Source organism: Holophagaceae bacterium (genome assembly GCA_016720465.1).
In the GTDB taxonomy this organism is placed as follows: Bacteria; Acidobacteriota; Holophagae; order Holophagales; family Holophagaceae; genus JANXPB01.
On the sequence record JADKKO010000001.1, the window covers coordinates 810281 to 827271 of the forward strand.

Sequence of the window (16991 nt, forward strand, 5' to 3'; positions counted from 1 at the left end):
GCGGAGAAAAAAACCTAGTTATGTAATGCCCAACCATCACCAGGAAAGATTTGTCAGTCCTCAGCTTCCCTCCGCACCTCCGCTACCCTCCGCGTAGTCGCTTTTTCTTAAACCCTTCTCAATATCACGCACGCGTTGGTTCCGCCGAAACCGAAGTTGTTGTTCAGCGCGACATTGCCATCCAGCGTGCCCGCGACATTCGCGGTAACGTCCAGGTCGCATTCGGGGTCCTGGTTCTCGACGTTGATGGTGGGCGGGATCTTGCCGGTATGCAGGGCCAGGGCGGTGAAGATGGTCTCGATGCCGCCTGCCGCGCCCAACAGATGGCCCGTCATGGATTTGGTGCTGCTCACCTTCAGGGCCTTCGCGTGGTCGCCGAAGACGCCCTTGATGGCCATGCATTCCAGCTTGTCGCCGGCGGGCGTGGAGGTGCCGTGGGCATTGACGTAGTAGACATCTTCGGGGCTCATCCCGGCGTCCTTCAGCGTGGCGCGCATCACCCGCATGGGGCCGTCGCCATCCATGCTGGGGCTGGTGATGTGGTGGGCGTCGCCGCTCATGCCGTAGCCCGCGATCTCGGCGTAGATCTTCGCGCCCCGCGCCTTGGCCATTTCGTACTCTTCGAGCACCACGATGCCTGCGCCCTCGCCCATCACGAATCCATCGCGGGCGATGTCGAAGGGGCGGCTGGCCTTTTCGGGTTCCTCGTTCCGCGTGGAGAGCGCGCGCATGGCCGCGAAGCCGCCGACACCGAGCTGGGTGATGACGCTGTCAGTGCCGCCTGCAACCATGCGATCCGCATACCCGTGCATGATGAGCCGGGAAGCGTCGCCAATGGCGTGGGTGCCTGTGGCGCAGGCCGTGGCCACAGCGCTGTTCGGACCCTGCAATCCATGGCGGATGGACACGAAGCCCGACGCGAGATTGATGATCAGGCTGGGAATGAAGAAGGGGCTGATGCGGCGCGGACCGCGGTAGCCGTTGGCTTCGTCCCAGATGGTGCTGAGGCCGCCGATGCCCGAGCCGATGAGCACGCCGAACATCTCGCGCTCGGCCTTGGACATTTCCTGGTCCGCGAACCCCGCATCCGCCATGGCTTCAAAAGCCGCGGCCATGGCGTACTTGATGAAGATGTCCATCTTCTTCTGTTCTTTTTTATCAATGGTGTCGTCGGGATTGAAGTCCTTCACCTGGCCCGCGATCTTGCAGGCATAGTCGCTGACATCGAAACGGTCGATGGTGCTGACGCCTGATTTTCCCTCCAGCAGATTCGCCCAGGTGGCCGGGACGCTGTTTCCGCAGGGATTGATGGTGCCCATGCCCGTGATGACGACGCGGCGACGGCTGGTCTGCATGTTCATGGCGGCACCTCAAAGTGATGGGCTGTGGGCGGCGGGCTGTGGGTTTTGGCAGTAGCAACGATTTGGCCCACAAGCTACAGCCTACCGTCTACCGCCGAATAAAAAGCGCCGCACGGATTCAAATTCCATGCGGCGCTTCAGAATCGGGGAAACAGATCAGCCCTTGTGGTGCTTTTCGATGTAGGCGATCGCGTCGCCCACGGTCCGGATCTTCTCCTGCTCGCTCTCGGGAATCTCAAGGCCGAAGGCTTCTTCGATGGCCATGATGATCTCAACGGTGTCAAGGCTGTCGGCCCCAAGGTCATCCACGAAATTGCTGCCTTCGGTGATGGAATCTTCCGGCTTGGCGAGCTGCTCGGCGATGATCGCGATGACCTTTTTATGGATTTCTGCCATTGGGTTCTCCTGGACTTGAACTTGAGGAGCCTATCATGGCCCGGCATTTGTTCCAAGCATCGATCTGCGCGCGGTAGCCTTTCTCCATGCCCCGAGCTCCCCAGACAGCGGAACCCGAAGGCGGCTGGCCTTTGGGCTGGGCCGCGTCCTTGAAGGAATTCGAGGTCCATCTCGCAGTCGAACGGGGACTTGCCCCGAATTCCGTGTCGGGCTACCTCTCGGACCTCCGCTTTCTCGCCGCCTGGGCCCTGGAGCGGGAACTGCCGCCCTCGGATCTGGACCGGGACCGCATCACAGCTTTCCTCGTCTCCCAGCACGCCGAAGGCAAAGCTTCCCGCAGCGTCGCGCGGCTCTCTTCCGCTCTGCGGCAATTCCTGATTTTCATGCGGATGGAGGGCGCCGGCGCGGCCGGGCCCGAAGCCGTGGTGAAGCCGCCGCGGCCTCCGCGCATCCTGCCGAAAACCCTGAGCGAAGCCCAGGTGGAAGCCCTGCTCAAGGCTCCAGACGTGAACACGCCCATGGGCGTGCGCGACCGCGCCTGGATCGAATTGCTCTATGCATCCGGCCTGCGGGTCACGGAGCTGGCCACCCTTTCGGCGCTGCGGGTCTATCTGGATGAGGGCTTCATCAAGGTCATGGGAAAGGGCCGGAAGGAGCGGCTGATTCCTTTCGGCGATGGGGCTGAGCATTGGATCCGGCAATGGCTGGTCCTGCGCCCGGGATTCAAGCCCTCGTCCGATGCGCTGTTCGTGGGCAAGGGCGGGGACCCCATGACCCGCCAGCATTTCTGGAAAATGCTGAAGGTCTTCGCAGCCGAGGCTGGCATCAAACGCGACTCCATCAGCCCCCACGTGCTGCGGCACGCCTTCGCCACCCATCTCCTGGACCACGGCGCCGACCTCCGCAGCGTCCAGGCCATGCTCGGCCATGCGGACATCAGCACGACCCAGATCTACACCCACGTGCATCAGGCCCGGTTGAGGGAACTGTACGACCGCATGCATCCGCGAGGCCAAAGATGAGGCTATGAGCTTGGAGCTATGAGCTTTGAGCTATGAGCTATGAGCTTTGAGCTTTGAGCTATGAGCTGAGCCATGAGGTGTGCCCCTGCGGCGCACTGAAGGATGCGGCCATTGGGCCGCCGCCTCATTTAGCTGATAGCTCATGGCTGATAGCTCATGACCCCATCCCCGTTACAGAGTGTTTACACGGAATCCCAACCGCCTTTCCCCCGGGCCGGGAACCTAGACGGGTCCCATAGGAGCATTGCATGCGCAAACATCTGGCTCTGGCCCTGGCCCTCATCGCCCCTGGCATCGCATCCGCCCAGGCCGTGAAGGTGGACGCCAAGCTTTCAATCTACAAGAAGACCTCCGGCATCTCCGGGAACTTGAATTCCATCGGCTCGGACACGTTGAACAACCTCATGACCTACTGGGTCGAGTCCTTCAACAAGCAGTATCCGAATGTGAAGATCCAGGTGGAAGGCAAGGGCTCCAGCACAGCGCCCCCGGCGCTGATCGAGGGCACCTCCCAGCTCGGTCCCATGAGCCGCGAGATGAAGGGCGAAGAGATCGACAAATTCGAGAAGAAATACGGCTACAAACCCACCAAGGTGGCCGTGGCCATCGATACCCTGGCGGTGTTCGTGCACAAGGACAACCCGATCAAATCCCTGACCCTGCAGGAAGTCGACGCGATGTTCTCGAAAACCCGCAAGGGCGGGCATCCGAAGGATGCTAAAACCTGGGGTGACCTGGGGTTGAAGGGCGCCTGGGCTCCCAAGCCCATTTCCCTCTACGGACGCAACAGCGCGTCGGGCACCTATGGCTACTTCAAGGAGCACGCGCTCTTCAAGGGCGATTACAGGGACACCGTCAAGGAGCAGCCGGGTTCCAGTTCCGTCGTGCAGAGTGTCTCCAGCGATCGGACCGCAGCGGGCTACTCGGGCATCGGCTACGCCACTTCCGGCGTGCGCGCCGTGCCTCTGGCCGACGAGAAGCGCTATAACGGCGAGGCCTTCCAGGCGACCTACGCGAACGCCCTCAACGGCAAGTACCCCATGGCCCGGTTCCTCTATGTCTACATCAACCACAATCCCAAGAAGCCGATCGATCCCCTGACCAAGGAATTCATCAAGTTCGTCCTCAGCAAGGAAGGCCAGGAAATCGTGGTGAAGGACGGCTACCTGCCCCTCACGGCGGCCATGGAAACCTCCGAGATGAAGAAATTGAACTGACGAATGGATCATCCGTCCCCAGACAAGCGTTCAGCCCACCAGGCCCAAAAGCGGGCCCGGTGGGTTGATCGTTTCATGGCCGCGCTCATCTCCGTGGGCGGCCTCACGATCATCGCCGCGGTACTGGGAATGATGGTCTTCATCGCCAAAGAGGCGATGCCCCTTTTCCGGCCACCATCTTCAGCCTCTTTGGGGGCCTTCAAACTGCCTCCTTCCCAAGGCCTGCTCGTGGATGAATCCGGGAAGGCCGCGGTGCTGGTTTCACCGCAGGATGGACTCCAGATCCACCGCCTTCCCGATGGGCAGCTCCTTTCTACGCTGGCGGACGGCCCGGCCCGCCCCTGGCGGTCCCACACGCCCCTGCAGCCTCGCGGGGAAATGCTGGTGCAAGGACAAGATGGCAAGCTCGCCGTGGGCTCGCTGAAATGGTCTAAAACGCCAGGAGAAAACAATCCAGCCAACTGGGTCCTGGAACCCAACTGGGAAGGCGCGATCCCCGTCCAGGGCGAGATCCGGCAATTGCAATCCTTCAGGATCGCTGAAAGCGCCGGCATGAGCGGCGGCCGGACCCTCCGCCTGGTCGGTTCGGCTTCCTCCGGTCTGGTGTGGCTGGAATCCGCGCTCGATGAAACAAAACCTGTCGCCTTGAAGCCAGTTCCCTTGCCGCCCGGACTCAACGCCACCTGCGCCATCTGGAACCTGGACGCGAGCGCGCTCTACGTCGGCACCCAGGAAGGCGCGGTCCTCGATTTCAAGATGGAAGGAGAACCCGAACTCCTGACCAGCTCTGAATTCGGCGAGCCCGTCAGCGCGCTTGGCTTCACCATCGGAGGGACTTCCCTGCTGGTGGGCGGAACAAACGGCAAGCTGGTGGCGTACCAGCAGGTCCGCGTGAACGAGGTTTTCCAGCTTCAGCCTTTCCATGCCTTTCCCTCCCTCAGCGGCGCGGTGCTCGGGTTCTCGCACGGCCTCCGGGACAAGCGGTTCCTGGCCTGGACCTCCTCCCAGGTGGTCGTGGACCACTTGACCACCGAGCGAAGGCTCTTCAGCGCGGCCGTGGATCATGCCGCGCAGGCGGCCATCGCGCCCCGCGGCGACCTGGTCCTCGCAGGCTCCAGCGATGGCCTGGTCCGATCCTGGAGCCTGGCCGCCCCCCACGCCGATGTCAGCCAGAAAAGCCTTTGGGGCAAGGTCCACTACGAAGGCTATGAGAAGCCTGATTTCGTCTGGCAGAGCACCGGGGGCACCGATGATTTCGAGCCCAAGTTCGGGATGATGCCGCTGATTTTCGGGACCCTGAAAGGCACGCTCTACGCCATGCTTTTCGCGCTGCCCCTGGCCATTTTCGCCGCGCTCTACACCAGCCAGTTCGCCAGCTTGAACTTGCGCAACACCATCAAGCCCGCCGTGGAGATCATGGCTGCCCTGCCCTCGGTGGTCCTGGGTTTCCTGGCGGGCCTCGTGCTGGCTCCCCTCTTTGAAAAAGTGGCGGTGGAACTTTTGCTTTTTCCGCTCACGACCCTGCTGTGCGTAGGGCTCCTCCTGCCCTTCTGGAGCCGCCTTCCCCACAGATGGCGCACCATCTGGGGCGATGGCCGCGAGGTCATCTGGGTGGCGCCGGTGCTGATCCTGGGCCTATTCGTGGCCTACCAAGCGGGTCCGTGGTTCGAGCGGGCCTTTCTCGGAGGCAGCTACCGCGGCTGGCTCCAGTCCGCGCATGGCATCACCTTCGACCAGCGCAACAGCCTGGTGGTGGGCTTCGCCATGGGATTCGCGGTGATCCCCATCATCTTCACCATCAGTGAAGACGCCTTGAACTCAGTTCCGAAATCCCTCACCAGCGCCAGCCTGGCCTGCGGAGCATCCCCCTGGCAGACAGCCTGGCGCGTGGTGCTGCCCACCGCCAGTCCCGGCATTTTCTCGGCGGTGATGGTGGGCCTGGGCCGCGCCATCGGCGAGACCATGATCGTGCTCATGGCCACCGGCAACACCCCGGTGATGGACTGGAGCCCCTTCAACGGCATGCGGACCTTGGCGGCCAACATCGCGGTGGAAATACCCGAAGCGCCGCTGCACGGATCGCTCTACCGGGTGCTCTTCCTGGCGGCCCTGCTGCTCTTCGCTTTCACTTTCGTTCTCAACACCATCGCAGAGCTGGTCCGCCAGCGCCTGCGCAAACGATTTGAGAGCCTCTGATGATGCGCTTCATGCAATGGCTCCGGCGCGGCAACGTCTTCATCTGGTTCTCGGGCGCCATGCTTTCCCTCTGCCTCCTGATGATCCTGGGACTTGTGGGATTCCTGGCCGTGAAGGGCCTCGGAGTGTTCTGGCCCCAGACCCTGGTCCAGGCCCAAGGGCCCGAGGGCCCCATCCTCGGCGAGATCACCGCCTTTGAAGCCCCCCAGGGGACGGAACCCGCAAAGGTCCAATTCCGCGTAGGCAACCGGGACATCTTCGGCCAGGATTTCAAATGGTTCAAGGCCGAGGAAATCAGCGGGCGCCAACTGCCGAAGGATGCCTTGCTGATTGAACGGCTGGAAAACGGCGTCTTCATCGGCCGGATCCAGGATATCTCCCGGGAAGGACAGGTGATCGCCAAGGAGGGTGCCGCGGCGGAAGAGGTGAAGCGCCTGCTCCCCGCCACCAACAAGCTCCAGGCCCGGATCCGGGACATCGAGAAGGGCGCTGTGGGGGACCTGAACCGGAAGCTCGACGACTGCCGCCAAGCCCTGGATTCCGCGGGCGATCCGAAGGCGCGGACAGCCCTTGAACAAAAAGAACAAGGACTCAAGTCCCAGTACGACCGGCTCCAGACGGAGTTGGATGGACTGCGGGCCACGGCCAGAACCCACAGCGTGACCCTGCTGGCGGTGGATGGCCAGACCAAGGAAATCCCGCTCGGGGGCATCGTCCGGATCGTGCCGGCCAACGAACTGGGCTGGTTTGGGAAGGTCCGCCTGTATTTTTCAAGGCTCTGGGAATTCGTGGCGGACGACCCGCGGGAGTCCAACACCGAGGGAGGCATTTTCCCCGCCATTTTCGGCACGGTGATGATGGTGCTGATCATGTCGGTGCTCGTGGTGCCGCTGGGCGTGGTGACCGCGCTTTTCCTGCGCGAATACGCCAAGGATGGCCTGCTGGTGCGGGCGGTGCGCGTGGCGGTGAACAACCTGGCCGGCGTTCCCTCCATCGTCTTCGGCGTGTTCGGCCTGGGCTTCTTCGTCTATGCCGTGGGCGGCACCATCGACCAGCTTTTTTACTCATCGAAACTGCCCACGCCCACCTACGGGACGGGCGGCATCATCTGGGCCTCCCTCACCCTGGCCCTGCTCACGGTCCCCGTGGTGGTGGTGGCGACCGAGGAAGCCCTGGCGGCGGTGCCGAGGAACCAGCGGGAGGCGAGCCTGGCCCTGGGCGCCACCAAGTGGCAGACCATCTGGAACGTGGTGCTGCCGGGCGCCGCGCCGGGCATCCTCACCGGCTTGATCCTCGCCATGTCCCGCGGCGCGGGCGAAGTGGCCCCGCTCATGCTCACCGGCGTGGTGAAACTCGCGCCGTCGATGCCCCTGGATGGTTCCTTCCCCTTCCTGCATCTGGACCGGAAGTTCATGCACCTCGGCTTCCACATCTACGACGTGGGCTTCCAGAGTCCCAACAGCGAGGCCGCCAAGCCCATGGTGTTCATGACGGCCCTGCTGCTGCTGCTCGTCGTGGTCTTCCTCAATCTCTTCGCCCTGAGGCTCCGCCGCAAATTGAGGGCGCGCTTGGGCGGGAGCACCTTCTGATGCAAGCTGGAGCGCATATGGAAATCGATGATCCCAGGATCGTGCCGGAGCCGTTGGCCCTGACGGAGCCGCCCGCGCCGCACGCCCCTGCGGCCAAACTGGCGGACCTGCCGCTCACGGATGCGTCCGTGCTCACTTCGCCGACGATGCTGACGGTGGAGGATCTGGACCTTTTCTACGGCTCCAAACAGGCGCTGTTCGATATCAACCTGAAGGTCGCCAAGAACACCGTCATGGCTTTCATCGGTCCTTCCGGCTGCGGAAAAAGCACGCTGCTGCGCTGCCTCAACCGCATGAACGACCTCATCGAAGGCGTCCGGATCCAGGGCAAGGTCAGCATCGGCGACGCGAATATCTACGAGCCCGGCGTGGATGTCATCTCCCTGCGCAAGCGGACGGGAATGGTCTTCCAGAAATCCAATCCCTTCCCGAAATCCATCTACGAGAACGTGGCCTACGGGTTGCGCATCCAAGGGGTCCGGGACCGGCAGACCCTTGACGAGGCGGTGGAAACCAGCCTTCAATCCGCCGGCCTCTGGGAAGAAGTGAAGGACCGCCTCAAGGACTCGGCCCTGGGCTTGAGCGGCGGCCAGCAGCAGCGGCTCTGCATCGCCCGGGCCCTCGCGGTCAATCCGGAAGTGCTGCTGATGGACGAGCCCTGCTCCGCCCTGGACCCCATCGCCACGAGCCGCATCGAAGAATTGATATTCGAACTGAAAAAGAAATTCACCATCGTGATCGTCACCCACAACATGCAGCAGGCCGCCCGGGCCTCGGATTTCACGGCCTTCTTCTGGCTTGGAAAGCTCATCGAATCTGGTCTTACTGAGAAGATGTTCACCAATCCGCGGGAACGCATGACCGAAGACTACATCACTGGGAGGTTCGGCTGATGGCTCGCCATTTCGATTCAGAATTACAGGACCTGCGCGACGGCTTGATGGCCATGGCGGGCCAGGTCGAGGAGATGATCGACCTTTCGCAGGCCGCCGTGAGCGAAGGGTCTTCCGCCAAAGCCGAGCAGGTGAAAGCGCTGGACCGGCTGGTGGACGAGCAGGAGCTGAAACTCGACCAGGCCTGCATCGACCTGCTGGCCCTGCGTTCCCCCATCGCCACGGACCTCAGGCTCATCGCGTCGAGCCTCAAGATCATCCCCGAGATCGAGCGCATCGGCGACCACTGCTGCAACATCGCCCGCCGGGTGCTCTACATCCATCCGCCGGTCCTCGCCGGCGACTCCCTGGAGCGGCTGGCCGGGGAAACCCGCGGCATGGTGCGGGAGGCCGTGAACGCCTTCGTGAAGGGCGACGCTGAAATGGCCCGCGAGGTCATCGCCGCCGACGACAAGGTGGACGCGCTCTATGTCCAAATCTACAAAGACCTGCTGCGCCTCATGCTGGCGGATCCCCTGTGCATCGAGCGGGCCAGCAACCTCATCATCGTCATCAAGAACTGGGAGCGCATCGCCGACCAGGCCACCAACATCGCCGAAGAAGTGCTGTTCATCCTCGAGGGCGTGAATGTGAAGCATCCCTACCTGCAGGCCGGCAGGGAACAAGCCGAAGACTGAAACGCGCTGCATCCGCTCCCGGATGATCCTTGAACCGCATCTTGAAAGGCCCCCCGATGCCCCACCTATTGCTGCTGGAAGACGACCCGGACATCCGCTTGGGGATGGAGCAGCACCTTCAGCGGGAAGGCTTCACGGTCAGCGCCCTGGAGAACGGGAAGGACGCCCTGCGGCTCCTGCAGCAGGTTTCGAATGGCCTGGCGCCCAAGCTGGACGTGGCCCTGCTCGATCTGTCCCTCCCCGATATCGATGGCCTCGATGTGCTCCGCACCATCCGCAACACCGCCGCCCTCCGTTCGCTGCCGGTGGTGCTGGTGACCGCCCGTTCGGAGGAGATCGACCGCGTGCTGGGCCTGGAACTGGGGGCGGACGACTACATTTCCAAGCCCTTTTCCACCCGTGAGCTGCTGGCCCGCATCCGCGCCATCCTGCGCCGGGCCAGCTTCCTCGACGAAACAGCGAAAGGGCAGATGCTCGCCTTCGGACCTATTTCCGTGGACCTGGACATGCACGTGGCCCGGGTGAACGGCGAATCCCTGGACTTCACCCGGCGCGAATTCGAACTGCTGGCCTACTTCCTGAAGAATCCCCGCCGGGTGCTCAGCCGCGAGAAAATCCTCCAGCAGGTCTGGAGCCTGGAATACCTGGGCGAAAGCCGCACCATCGACGCGCATGTGCGCAGGGTCCGCGCCAAACTCGGAGAAGCCGCCAACCTGATCGAGACCGTGGTGGGGGTCGGCTACCGGCTCGGCAGCGTGGACGCCTGAAACTGGCTGCGCGCGGCGGACGCGGCCAAGCGCCTGCGCCCACAGCCCGCGTTTTTTTACTTCTTTGTTCCATTCCGTTCAGGCGGCAAACTGGGTGTGTTTGCTTGGAATGGAGAACCGATGAGCCTCAATGCGGTCATGCGCTGGCTGAAGCCACGAGAGATGGTGTTCTTCGATCTGCTGGACGAGTCGGCGGCGAATGTGCTGGCCACGGCCCAGTTCTTCGACCAGGGCCTGCGCGCCGGCGACGTGGCCACCTGGGCCGACCTGCGGCGGGAAATGAAGGAGCTGGAGCATAAAGGCGACGAGCTCACCCACGACATCATGGACCGGCTGAACCTGACCTTCGTGACCCCCCTGGAACGGGAGGACATCATGGAGCTGGCCCATTGCCTGGACGATGTGGTGGACAAGCTGGACGCGGTGGCGGAGCGGTTCGTGCTGTACCGCATCGAGACGGTGCTTCCCGCCGCCATGGAACTCAGCAATTTCGCGGTTGAAGGCGCCATGGAGGTGGTGGTGCTCATCAAGAGCCTCCGCACCATGTCGGACGGCAAGGAGATCAGCCGCCGCATCCGGCACGTCCACAATCTGGAGAACAAGGCGGACGCCGTGTACCACTCCGCCCTGGCCCAGATCTTCGAGGATCCCAAGGATCCCATTCTGCTCATCAAGTGGAAGGAGATCCTCGACATCCTCGAGGAAGCCACGGATGACATCAAGCATGTGGCCCAGGTGGTCGGCAGCACCATGATGAAGAACGCCTGAGGACACGGACCCAATGCTCGAATACGTCCCAGCGGCGCTGATCGCCATCGTCCTCTTTTCCTGGACCATCGATTACATCAACGGCTTCCACGACACGGCCAACGCCATCGCCACCGTCGTGTCCACCGGTGTGATGCCTGTCAAGTACGCCATCGTCATGGCGGCGACGCTCAATTTCACCGGCGCCCTGATGGGCACCTCGGTGGCCACCACCATTGCCAAGGGGCTCGCGGACAGCTCGCAGATGGTGCCCGCGGTCATCATCGCGGCCCTGCTGGCCGCCATCCTCTGGGACCTGCTCACCTGGTGGTTCGGAATCCCGAGCAGCACCAGCCACACCTTGATGGGTGGCCTCGCCGGCGCGGTGATCGCCCATGCCGGGGTCTCGGGCCTCAAATGGGCCAAGCTGCGGGAAATCGGCGCATTCATCGTGATCTCCCCCCTGCTCGGCTTCGTGGTGGCCGCGATCCTCATCATCACCATCCTGTGGATCGTCCGGCGCATGCGGGTGCACAAGGTGAATTTCGCCTTCCGCAAGATGCAGCTGCTCTCGGCGGGCGCCATGGCCTTCACCCACGGCCAGAACGATGCCCAGAAGGCCATGGGCGTCATCTGTCTGGGACTCATCACCTACGGATTCCTGCCTCCGGGCGCCGGCAACGTGCCCGTGCCCCTCTGGGTGAAGATCGGCTCGGCCCTCATGATGGGCGCCGGCACCGCGGGCGGCGGCATGAAGATCATCAAGACCCTGGGCCACAAGATCGCCAAGCTGAAGCCCATCCACGGGTTCGCGGCCGAAACCGCGGCGGCCATCGTCCTGTTCACGACTGCGCATTTCGGCATCCCGGTATCCACTACCCACTCCATCAGCGGCGCCATCATGGGCGTCGGCACCAGCATGAACGCCAGCGCCGTGCGCTGGGGCCTGGCGGGCAACATCTTCATGGCCTGGATCCTGACGATCCCCGTGAGCGCCATGCTGGCCATGGGGTTCTACCAGGTCCTCGTTTTCGCCGCGCCCGACCTCAAAACCAATCCCCGCGTGATCCGGGTCCAGACGGCGGCCCCCGCCCAGCTTCCCGCTCCGCCGGGGCCCGGCCACTGATTTCGGCTGGCCTGAACCGGAAGCCCAGGGCCAGGCCCTCAGCCTCGCCGAGGCGGACCGCAGGCGGCGAAGCGCCCCGGGCCGGCGGATCTTGAAATGAAATCCTGGCCGGCCAAGTTACACTGAGACGCAGGAGCCTTCCTTGCTTTACCGCGAACAGATCCGTTACAAGAGCCGCAAGGAGATCGAAAAACTCCGCACGGCCGGACGGCTCGCGGCCAATGCGCTCAGGACGGCGGCCAGGGCCGCCAAGCCAGGGGTCAGCCTTCTGGAACTGGACAAGATCGCCGAGACCTTCATCCGCAAACACGGCGCTGTGCCCAACTTCAAGGGCTACCACGGATTCCCGGGGACCCTTTGCACCTCGGTGAACGACAAGGTGGTCCATGGCATCCCGACGGCCTACATCCTCCAGGAGGGCGATGTCATCGCCATCGATTGCGGCTGCCGCCTGGATGGCTTCAATGGCGACACCTGCCTGACCGTGGGCGTGGGCCAGATATCCGAAGAAGCGAAGATGCTGATCCAGACGACCCAGCTCGCCATGTTCGTGGGCATCGAGCAGTGCCGGCCGGGCCTGCGGCTCGGCGACATGGCGACCGCGGTGCAGACCTTCGCCGAGGAGCGCGGCTACAGCATCGTGCGCGAGTACATCGGCCACGGCATCGGCCGCGACCTGCACGAGGATCCCCAGGTGGTCTACGCCGACCAGCGTCCCGGCACGGGCTTCCGCATGGAACCCGGCATGACCATCACCATCGAGCCCATCCTGAACACCGGTTCCCCAAAATGCCTGGTCGAGGCCGATGGCTGGACCGTGCGCACCCAGGACGGCGGCCTGAGCGCCCAGTTCGAACACGCCATCGCCATCACCAAAGACGGACCCGACATCCTCTCGATTCCCGATCCGGAATTCGAGCTGGAGGATGGACTGTAAGAAAGCTAGGGGCCATGAGCTATGAGCCATGAGGTGTCGGCGGCAGCTCCTCGGCTTTGGACGGAGGGCATTCGACTTGGGTCTTGAATCCCTAGCCCTGGTCCCGGGTCTGATCTGGATGCGGCCAAAGGCCGCGCCTTGCATCGTGCGCCGAAGGCGCCGCTAGATCACCTCAAAGCTCATAGCTCAAAGCTCACGGCCCTCATTTCACCGTTTCCCTGGCGATCATCAGTTCTTCGTTGGTGGGCACCACGGCGACGGCGACTTTCGAGGCGGGGGTGGAGATGAGCCGTTCCCCCTTGCCCTCCGCATTGGCGGCCTGGTCCAGTTCCAGCCCCAGGTAGCCCAGGTGGCTGCAGACTTCCGCGCGCAACCGGGGGCTGTTGGTGCCGATGCCCGCGGTGAAGGTGATGGCATCCACGCCATCCAGCACCGCGATGTAGCTGCCGATGAACTTCCGCACATCGTAAGTGAGCAGATCCCGGGCCAGCGTCGCCCGCACATTGCCTTCGTCGGCGGCGGACTCGATCTCCCTGAAATCGCTGGAAACGCCGCTGATGCCCAGGAGGCCGGACTTCTTGTTCAGCAGGTCGGTGATCGCGTGGTAGTCGAGATGCTCTTTTTCGATGAGCAGATCCACGATGCTCGGATCCAGCGTGCCGCAGCGGGTTCCCATGATGACGCCCTGCAAGGGGGTCATGCCCATGCTGGTGTCCATGCTGTGGCCGTGCAGCACCGCGCAGACCGAGGTGCCGTTGCCGATATGGCAGGTGACGAGCTTCAGGCTCCGCAGCGGCCTGGCGAGCAGGATGGCGGTGCGGGCCGCCACGAAGGCATGGCTGCTGCCGTGGAATCCGTACCGCCGGATGCCGTACTTCTGGCTCAACTCGAAGGGGATTCCGTAGATCCTGGCGTAATCGGGAATGGTGTGGTGGAAGGCCGTGTCGAACACCGCGATGTGGGGAATATCGGGGAACATGTGGCGCGCGACGCGGATGCCCAGCGCGTTCGGAGGGTTGTGCAGCGGGGCATACAGGGCGTAGGCCTCGATGTCGGCCAGGACTTCATCGGTGATGAGCACGCTCTCGCCATATTTCGGCCCCCCATGGACCACGCGGTGGCCCACCGCATTGATGCGGCGGCCCTTGGGAACGATCCGCGCCACCACCTCCAATACGTCGCGCAAGGCCGTATCGTGGTCGGGTATCGGCATGTCCCGGCTTTCGCTGTCCTTCCCTGCGGTCCACCGGAAGAACCCATCCACCCCGATGCGCTCCGCCATGCCATCCAGCAGGAGCGATTCGTTCGTCATGTCGAAGAGATTGAACTTGAGGGACGAGGAGCCGGAATTCAGGACGAGGACGAGCATAGGTGCTCCAGAAGATGCGCTATCGGATGCCGCTGAGATAATCCGCCATGGCCTTGGGATAGAGTTTCATCTCCTCGGCGTAGACGCGCTGCTGAAGGGCTTCCGGAGAATCTCCGGGCAGCACCGGGACGCGGCTTTCGGCGAGCTTGCGCCCATGGTCCAGCTCGTTGTCCACCAGGTGCACCGTGCAGCCGGATTCCATTGCGCCCGAAGCCAGCACGGCCCGGTGGACATGCATCCCGTACATCCCGGGCCCGCCGAACCTCGGCAGAAGCCCGGGATGGATGTTGAGGATCCGGCCTTCCCACTCGGGCGGAATGACGAGCTTCCGCAGCCAACCCGCCAAGGCGATGAAATCGGCGCCCGACGCCTCCGCCGCTTGCAGGCAGAGCTTGGAGTGGGCCTCCTCCCCCATGGCGTCTTTGGGATCCAGGACCACGACCAGGAGCCCTTCATTCCTCAGTTTCGCCACCCCCGGCGCGGTCTCCTTCGAGGCCACCACAAGGACGGGTTCAGCGGGAATGCGGCCCTCCCGGCAAGCGCGCACGAGGTTCAGCGCATTCCCGCCTCCGCCCGAAATGAAGAGCGCGAATTTCTTCAAGCTGCTCATGCGGCGCCTTGCAGGATCGTCAGCACCGCCACATCCACGATATCGCTCTCGACGCAGCCGCGGCTCAGGTCGTTGCCTGGCTTCGAAAGCCCCTGCAGCAGCGGGCCCAGGGCCGCGGCGCCGCCCATCCGCTCTGCGGTCTTGTAGGCGATGTTGCCTGCATCGAGATCGGGAAAGACCAGCACGTTGGCCCGGCCAGCCACCTCGGAACCCGGCGCCTTGCCCGCGCCGATCCTCGGAATGAGCGCCGCGTCCATCTGCAGTTCTCCGTCCGCGCAGATCCCTGGAACCCGCGCCTTCAGAAGGTCAAGGGCCGCCCGCACCTTTTCCACCCGGGGATGCTCGGCGCTGCCCTTGGTGGAAAAACTCAGGAAGGCCACGCGGGGCTCGACTCCCAGGATCCGGCGGGCGCTCAAAGCCGCCGCCTGCGCGATGTCGGCCAGTTGCTCCGCGGTTGGATCCGGCACCACCGCGCAATCGCTGAAGATGAGGCCGCCCCGCTCACCGAACTGTCCATCGGGATGGATCATCAGGAAGCAGCTGGAAACCGTCTTGATCCCGGGGGCCGGACCAAGGGTCTGCAGGCAGGCCCGGACCGTCTCCGCCGTGGTGTTCAAGGCCCCCGCCACGAACCCGTCCGCAAGGCCCTGCCGCACCATCATGCCGCCGAACCAGAGCGGCTCCCGGACCGCCTCCAAAGCCAATTGCTCGGTGATGCCTTTGTGGCGGCGCAATTCCCAGAAAGCACCGGCTAGTTCGCTGCCAAGTTCATCGCCACCGGGATCCAGGATGGAAATGCCGCCGAGATCCAGACCCAATGCCTGGGCGCGCCTGGAAATCGATTCCGGGCCCCCCAGCAGCGTGACCTTGCATAGTTCCATGGAATTCAGCGTGGAAGCGGCTTTCAGGGTCCGGTCGTCGCGGCCCTCGGGCAGCACGATGTGGCGTTTCAGCTCCCGGGCCCGTTGACGGAACACGGCCATCCAGCTTTCGTAATTGGCATTCAGCATCGCCATCACCGGTTCTTCCGTCTTGGCAGGCCCCGGTCCGCCAGGAATTCCATGGGGTCCAGTCCCGTCCGCTCTCTGAAAACCTCGCCCAGGCTCGGCACACCCGAGCTGGCCTCGTCCAGGTACATCTGCTCGATGCGGTGCATGGGGAAGAAGCGCGTGTCCAGGGCCACTTGATCCGCATGTCCGCGGTTCACCAGGGCCAGCACATCCTCCCAGGGGGCGATGTCGATGCCGCGCACCGCGATTCCCGCGGTCTCGAGGCCGAGGATCCGGCCCCAGAGCTTCTGTCGCGGCGCCGTCACGACCACCACCACAAGTTGTCCGCGCTGGAAAGGGAATGAGAGCGGCATGGGAACCTCCTAGCCTCGCCCTAGAAAAGCCATGGGAGCCAGGCCAGGCCTTCGGAGGGCCGTCCGGCCTCCGCCGCCTGCCATTGTGCGGCATCTTGAAGGATCCATTGGGGACCCCACCAGGCCACGCGCTCCAAGGTGACTTGTTTGGAAAGTTCCTGACCGGGCGTGTTACTGCCCAGGCCCTTGGGAAGGCGGAGGTTGATCAATTGCCTCTGGGCGAAGAGGTCCCTCGCGGCCTCGTCGAAGTCCCATCGCACGCGGTAGTCCACTTGGCACCTCGTAGCGCCTTCGGCATCCTTCGCGGGCGAGACCCCCAGCACATCCACAAAGACGAGTTGCCCGGCGGGGACCTTTAGTGCGCGGCCTTCAACGTGGCCGATGCGGAGGGCCTCGGGGCCCCAGTTCTTGCCGTCCCAGAATTTCATGAGCTGCAATTGCGCTGATGCGTTGGATCCTGGCTCGGGGGCCGGGATGGCGGCCTCCACCTGGCGCGGATAGCCCAGGCTGGCTCTCAACAGGATTTTCGCGTGGACTCTGAATATCGCCGGCGCAGCGGCAGCCTTGCCCGTGGCGCTGCCCGCGATGCGAGGACCCTGGATCCAGAAGCATTTCCACCCCAGGAGCGCCGCGGCCAGGAGCCCCAATTTGAGAAGGCGCCTGGGCCAAGGATTCATCCATGCGTTCGCAAATGCCATGGACCCATGATGACTCATGGACG

At 63.6% G+C, this 16991-nt stretch carries 17 protein-coding genes; 10 read left to right on the forward strand and 7 right to left on the reverse strand.

Annotation, left to right across the window (positions count from 1 at the left end; translation table 11 throughout):
• Nucleotides 1-107 precede the first annotated feature (107 nt).
• Nucleotides 108-1355, reverse strand: coding sequence for a beta-ketoacyl-ACP synthase II (gene fabF / locus IPQ13_03585; protein ID MBL0209986.1), 1248 nt, complete (start codon nt 1353-1355; stop codon nt 108-110).
• Nucleotides 1356-1517: 162 nt separating this feature from the next.
• Nucleotides 1518-1757 carry an acyl carrier protein gene (gene acpP, locus IPQ13_03590; protein MBL0209987.1) on the reverse strand — a complete coding sequence of 80 codons (240 nt, stop codon included), beginning with the start codon at nt 1755-1757 and terminating at the stop codon, nt 1518-1520.
• 86 nt (nt 1758-1843) lie between these two features.
• Here acpP and IPQ13_03595 point away from each other — a divergent pair, with 86 nt between their 5' ends.
• From IPQ13_03595 to map, 10 genes are all read left to right on the forward strand, one after another.
• Nucleotides 1844-2779 carry a tyrosine recombinase XerD gene (locus tag IPQ13_03595; GenBank protein ID MBL0209988.1) on the forward strand — a complete coding sequence of 312 codons (936 nt, stop codon included), beginning with the start codon at nt 1844-1846 and terminating at the stop codon, nt 2777-2779.
• 248 nt (nt 2780-3027) lie between these two features.
• Nucleotides 3028-3996 (forward strand): phosphate ABC transporter substrate-binding protein, encoded by a 969-nt coding sequence (locus IPQ13_03600; GenBank protein ID MBL0209989.1) that lies wholly within the window; start codon nt 3028-3030, stop codon nt 3994-3996.
• 75 nt (nt 3997-4071) lie between these two features.
• Nucleotides 4072-6192: an ABC transporter permease subunit gene (locus IPQ13_03605; protein ID MBL0209990.1), complete on the forward strand. Its 2121-nt coding sequence runs from the start codon at nt 4072-4074 to the stop codon at nt 6190-6192.
• The gene (pstA, locus tag IPQ13_03610) at nt 6192-7781 is read left to right on the forward strand and encodes a phosphate ABC transporter permease PstA (protein MBL0209991.1); all 1590 of its coding nucleotides are present in this window, start codon (nt 6192-6194) and stop codon (nt 7779-7781) included. Before IPQ13_03605 ends, pstA begins: the two co-directional genes overlap by 1 nt.
• Before the next feature lie 17 nt (nt 7782-7798).
• On the forward strand, nt 7799-8674 hold the full coding sequence (locus tag IPQ13_03615; GenBank protein ID MBL0209992.1) for a phosphate ABC transporter ATP-binding protein: 876 nt from the start codon (nt 7799-7801) through the stop codon (nt 8672-8674).
• The gene (phoU, locus tag IPQ13_03620; GenBank protein MBL0209993.1) at nt 8674-9351 is read left to right on the forward strand and encodes a phosphate signaling complex protein PhoU; all 678 of its coding nucleotides are present in this window, start codon (nt 8674-8676) and stop codon (nt 9349-9351) included. The genes IPQ13_03615 and phoU overlap by 1 nt, the downstream gene beginning before the upstream one ends.
• Nucleotides 9352-9380: 29 nt before the next feature.
• Nucleotides 9381-10118: a response regulator transcription factor gene (locus IPQ13_03625; GenBank protein MBL0209994.1), complete on the forward strand. Its 738-nt coding sequence runs from the start codon at nt 9381-9383 to the stop codon at nt 10116-10118.
• A 120-nt stretch (nt 10119-10238) separates the two neighbouring features.
• A complete protein-coding gene (locus IPQ13_03630) occupies nt 10239-10886 on the forward strand; it encodes a DUF47 family protein (GenBank protein MBL0209995.1) in 648 nt (215 codons plus the stop codon).
• A gap of 13 nt (nt 10887-10899) precedes the next feature.
• The gene (locus tag IPQ13_03635) at nt 10900-11991 is read left to right on the forward strand and encodes an inorganic phosphate transporter (protein MBL0209996.1); all 1092 of its coding nucleotides are present in this window, start codon (nt 10900-10902) and stop codon (nt 11989-11991) included.
• A 142-nt stretch (nt 11992-12133) separates the two neighbouring features.
• Nucleotides 12134-12928 (forward strand): type I methionyl aminopeptidase, encoded by a 795-nt coding sequence (gene map, locus IPQ13_03640; GenBank protein ID MBL0209997.1) that lies wholly within the window; start codon nt 12134-12136, stop codon nt 12926-12928.
• Between the two features lie 202 nt (nt 12929-13130).
• Here the strand turns inward: map and IPQ13_03645 are convergent, their stop codons facing one another.
• From IPQ13_03645 to IPQ13_03665, 5 genes are read right to left on the reverse strand one after another with little or no spacing between them, the layout of a single operon-like run.
• Nucleotides 13131-14297, reverse strand: a complete 1167-nt coding sequence (locus tag IPQ13_03645) for an acetate kinase (GenBank protein MBL0209998.1) — start codon at nt 14295-14297, stop codon at nt 13131-13133.
• Between the two features lie 19 nt (nt 14298-14316).
• Entirely contained in the window at nt 14317-14907 is a 591-nt protein-coding gene (locus IPQ13_03650) for a phosphoribosylglycinamide formyltransferase (protein MBL0209999.1), read from the reverse strand.
• Nucleotides 14904-15890 carry a phosphate acetyltransferase gene (pta, locus tag IPQ13_03655; protein MBL0210000.1) on the reverse strand — a complete coding sequence of 329 codons (987 nt, stop codon included), beginning with the start codon at nt 15888-15890 and terminating at the stop codon, nt 14904-14906. The genes IPQ13_03650 and pta overlap by 4 nt, the downstream gene beginning before the upstream one ends.
• 32 nt (nt 15891-15922) lie before the next feature.
• Nucleotides 15923-16270: a hypothetical protein gene (locus IPQ13_03660; GenBank protein ID MBL0210001.1), complete on the reverse strand. Its 348-nt coding sequence runs from the start codon at nt 16268-16270 to the stop codon at nt 15923-15925.
• Nucleotides 16271-16290: 20 nt separating this feature from the next.
• Nucleotides 16291-16947: a hypothetical protein gene (locus tag IPQ13_03665; GenBank protein ID MBL0210002.1), complete on the reverse strand. Its 657-nt coding sequence runs from the start codon at nt 16945-16947 to the stop codon at nt 16291-16293.
• Between the last annotated feature and the right edge of the window lie 44 nt (nt 16948-16991).

Bases quoted from the DNA above. Each gene is read 5' to 3' on its own strand.
- fabF (MBL0209986.1), bottom strand. From the start codon at position 1,355: ATGCAGACCAGCCGTCGCCGCGTCGTCATCACGGGCATGGGCACCATC.
- acpP (MBL0209987.1), bottom strand. From the start codon at position 1,757: ATGGCAGAAATCCATAAAAAGGTCATCGCGATCATCGCCGAGCAGCTC.
- IPQ13_03595 (MBL0209988.1), top strand. From the start codon at position 1,844: ATGCCCCGAGCTCCCCAGACAGCGGAACCCGAAGGCGGCTGGCCTTTG.
- IPQ13_03600 (MBL0209989.1), top strand. From the start codon at position 3,028: ATGCGCAAACATCTGGCTCTGGCCCTGGCCCTCATCGCCCCTGGCATC.
- IPQ13_03605 (MBL0209990.1), top strand. From the start codon at position 4,072: ATGGCCGCGCTCATCTCCGTGGGCGGCCTCACGATCATCGCCGCGGTA.
- pstA (MBL0209991.1), top strand. From the start codon at position 6,192: ATGATGCGCTTCATGCAATGGCTCCGGCGCGGCAACGTCTTCATCTGG.
- IPQ13_03615 (MBL0209992.1), top strand. From the start codon at position 7,799: ATGGAAATCGATGATCCCAGGATCGTGCCGGAGCCGTTGGCCCTGACG.
- phoU (MBL0209993.1), top strand. From the start codon at position 8,674: ATGGCTCGCCATTTCGATTCAGAATTACAGGACCTGCGCGACGGCTTG.
- IPQ13_03630 (MBL0209995.1), top strand. From the start codon at position 10,239: ATGAGCCTCAATGCGGTCATGCGCTGGCTGAAGCCACGAGAGATGGTG.
- IPQ13_03635 (MBL0209996.1), top strand. From the start codon at position 10,900: ATGCTCGAATACGTCCCAGCGGCGCTGATCGCCATCGTCCTCTTTTCC.
- IPQ13_03645 (MBL0209998.1), bottom strand. From the start codon at position 14,297: ATGCTCGTCCTCGTCCTGAATTCCGGCTCCTCGTCCCTCAAGTTCAAT.
- IPQ13_03650 (MBL0209999.1), bottom strand. From the start codon at position 14,907: ATGAGCAGCTTGAAGAAATTCGCGCTCTTCATTTCGGGCGGAGGCGGG.
- pta (MBL0210000.1), bottom strand. From the start codon at position 15,890: ATGGCCGTGTTCCGTCAACGGGCCCGGGAGCTGAAACGCCACATCGTG.
- IPQ13_03660 (MBL0210001.1), bottom strand. From the start codon at position 16,270: ATGCCGCTCTCATTCCCTTTCCAGCGCGGACAACTTGTGGTGGTGGTC.
- IPQ13_03665 (MBL0210002.1), bottom strand. From the start codon at position 16,947: ATGAATCCTTGGCCCAGGCGCCTTCTCAAATTGGGGCTCCTGGCCGCG.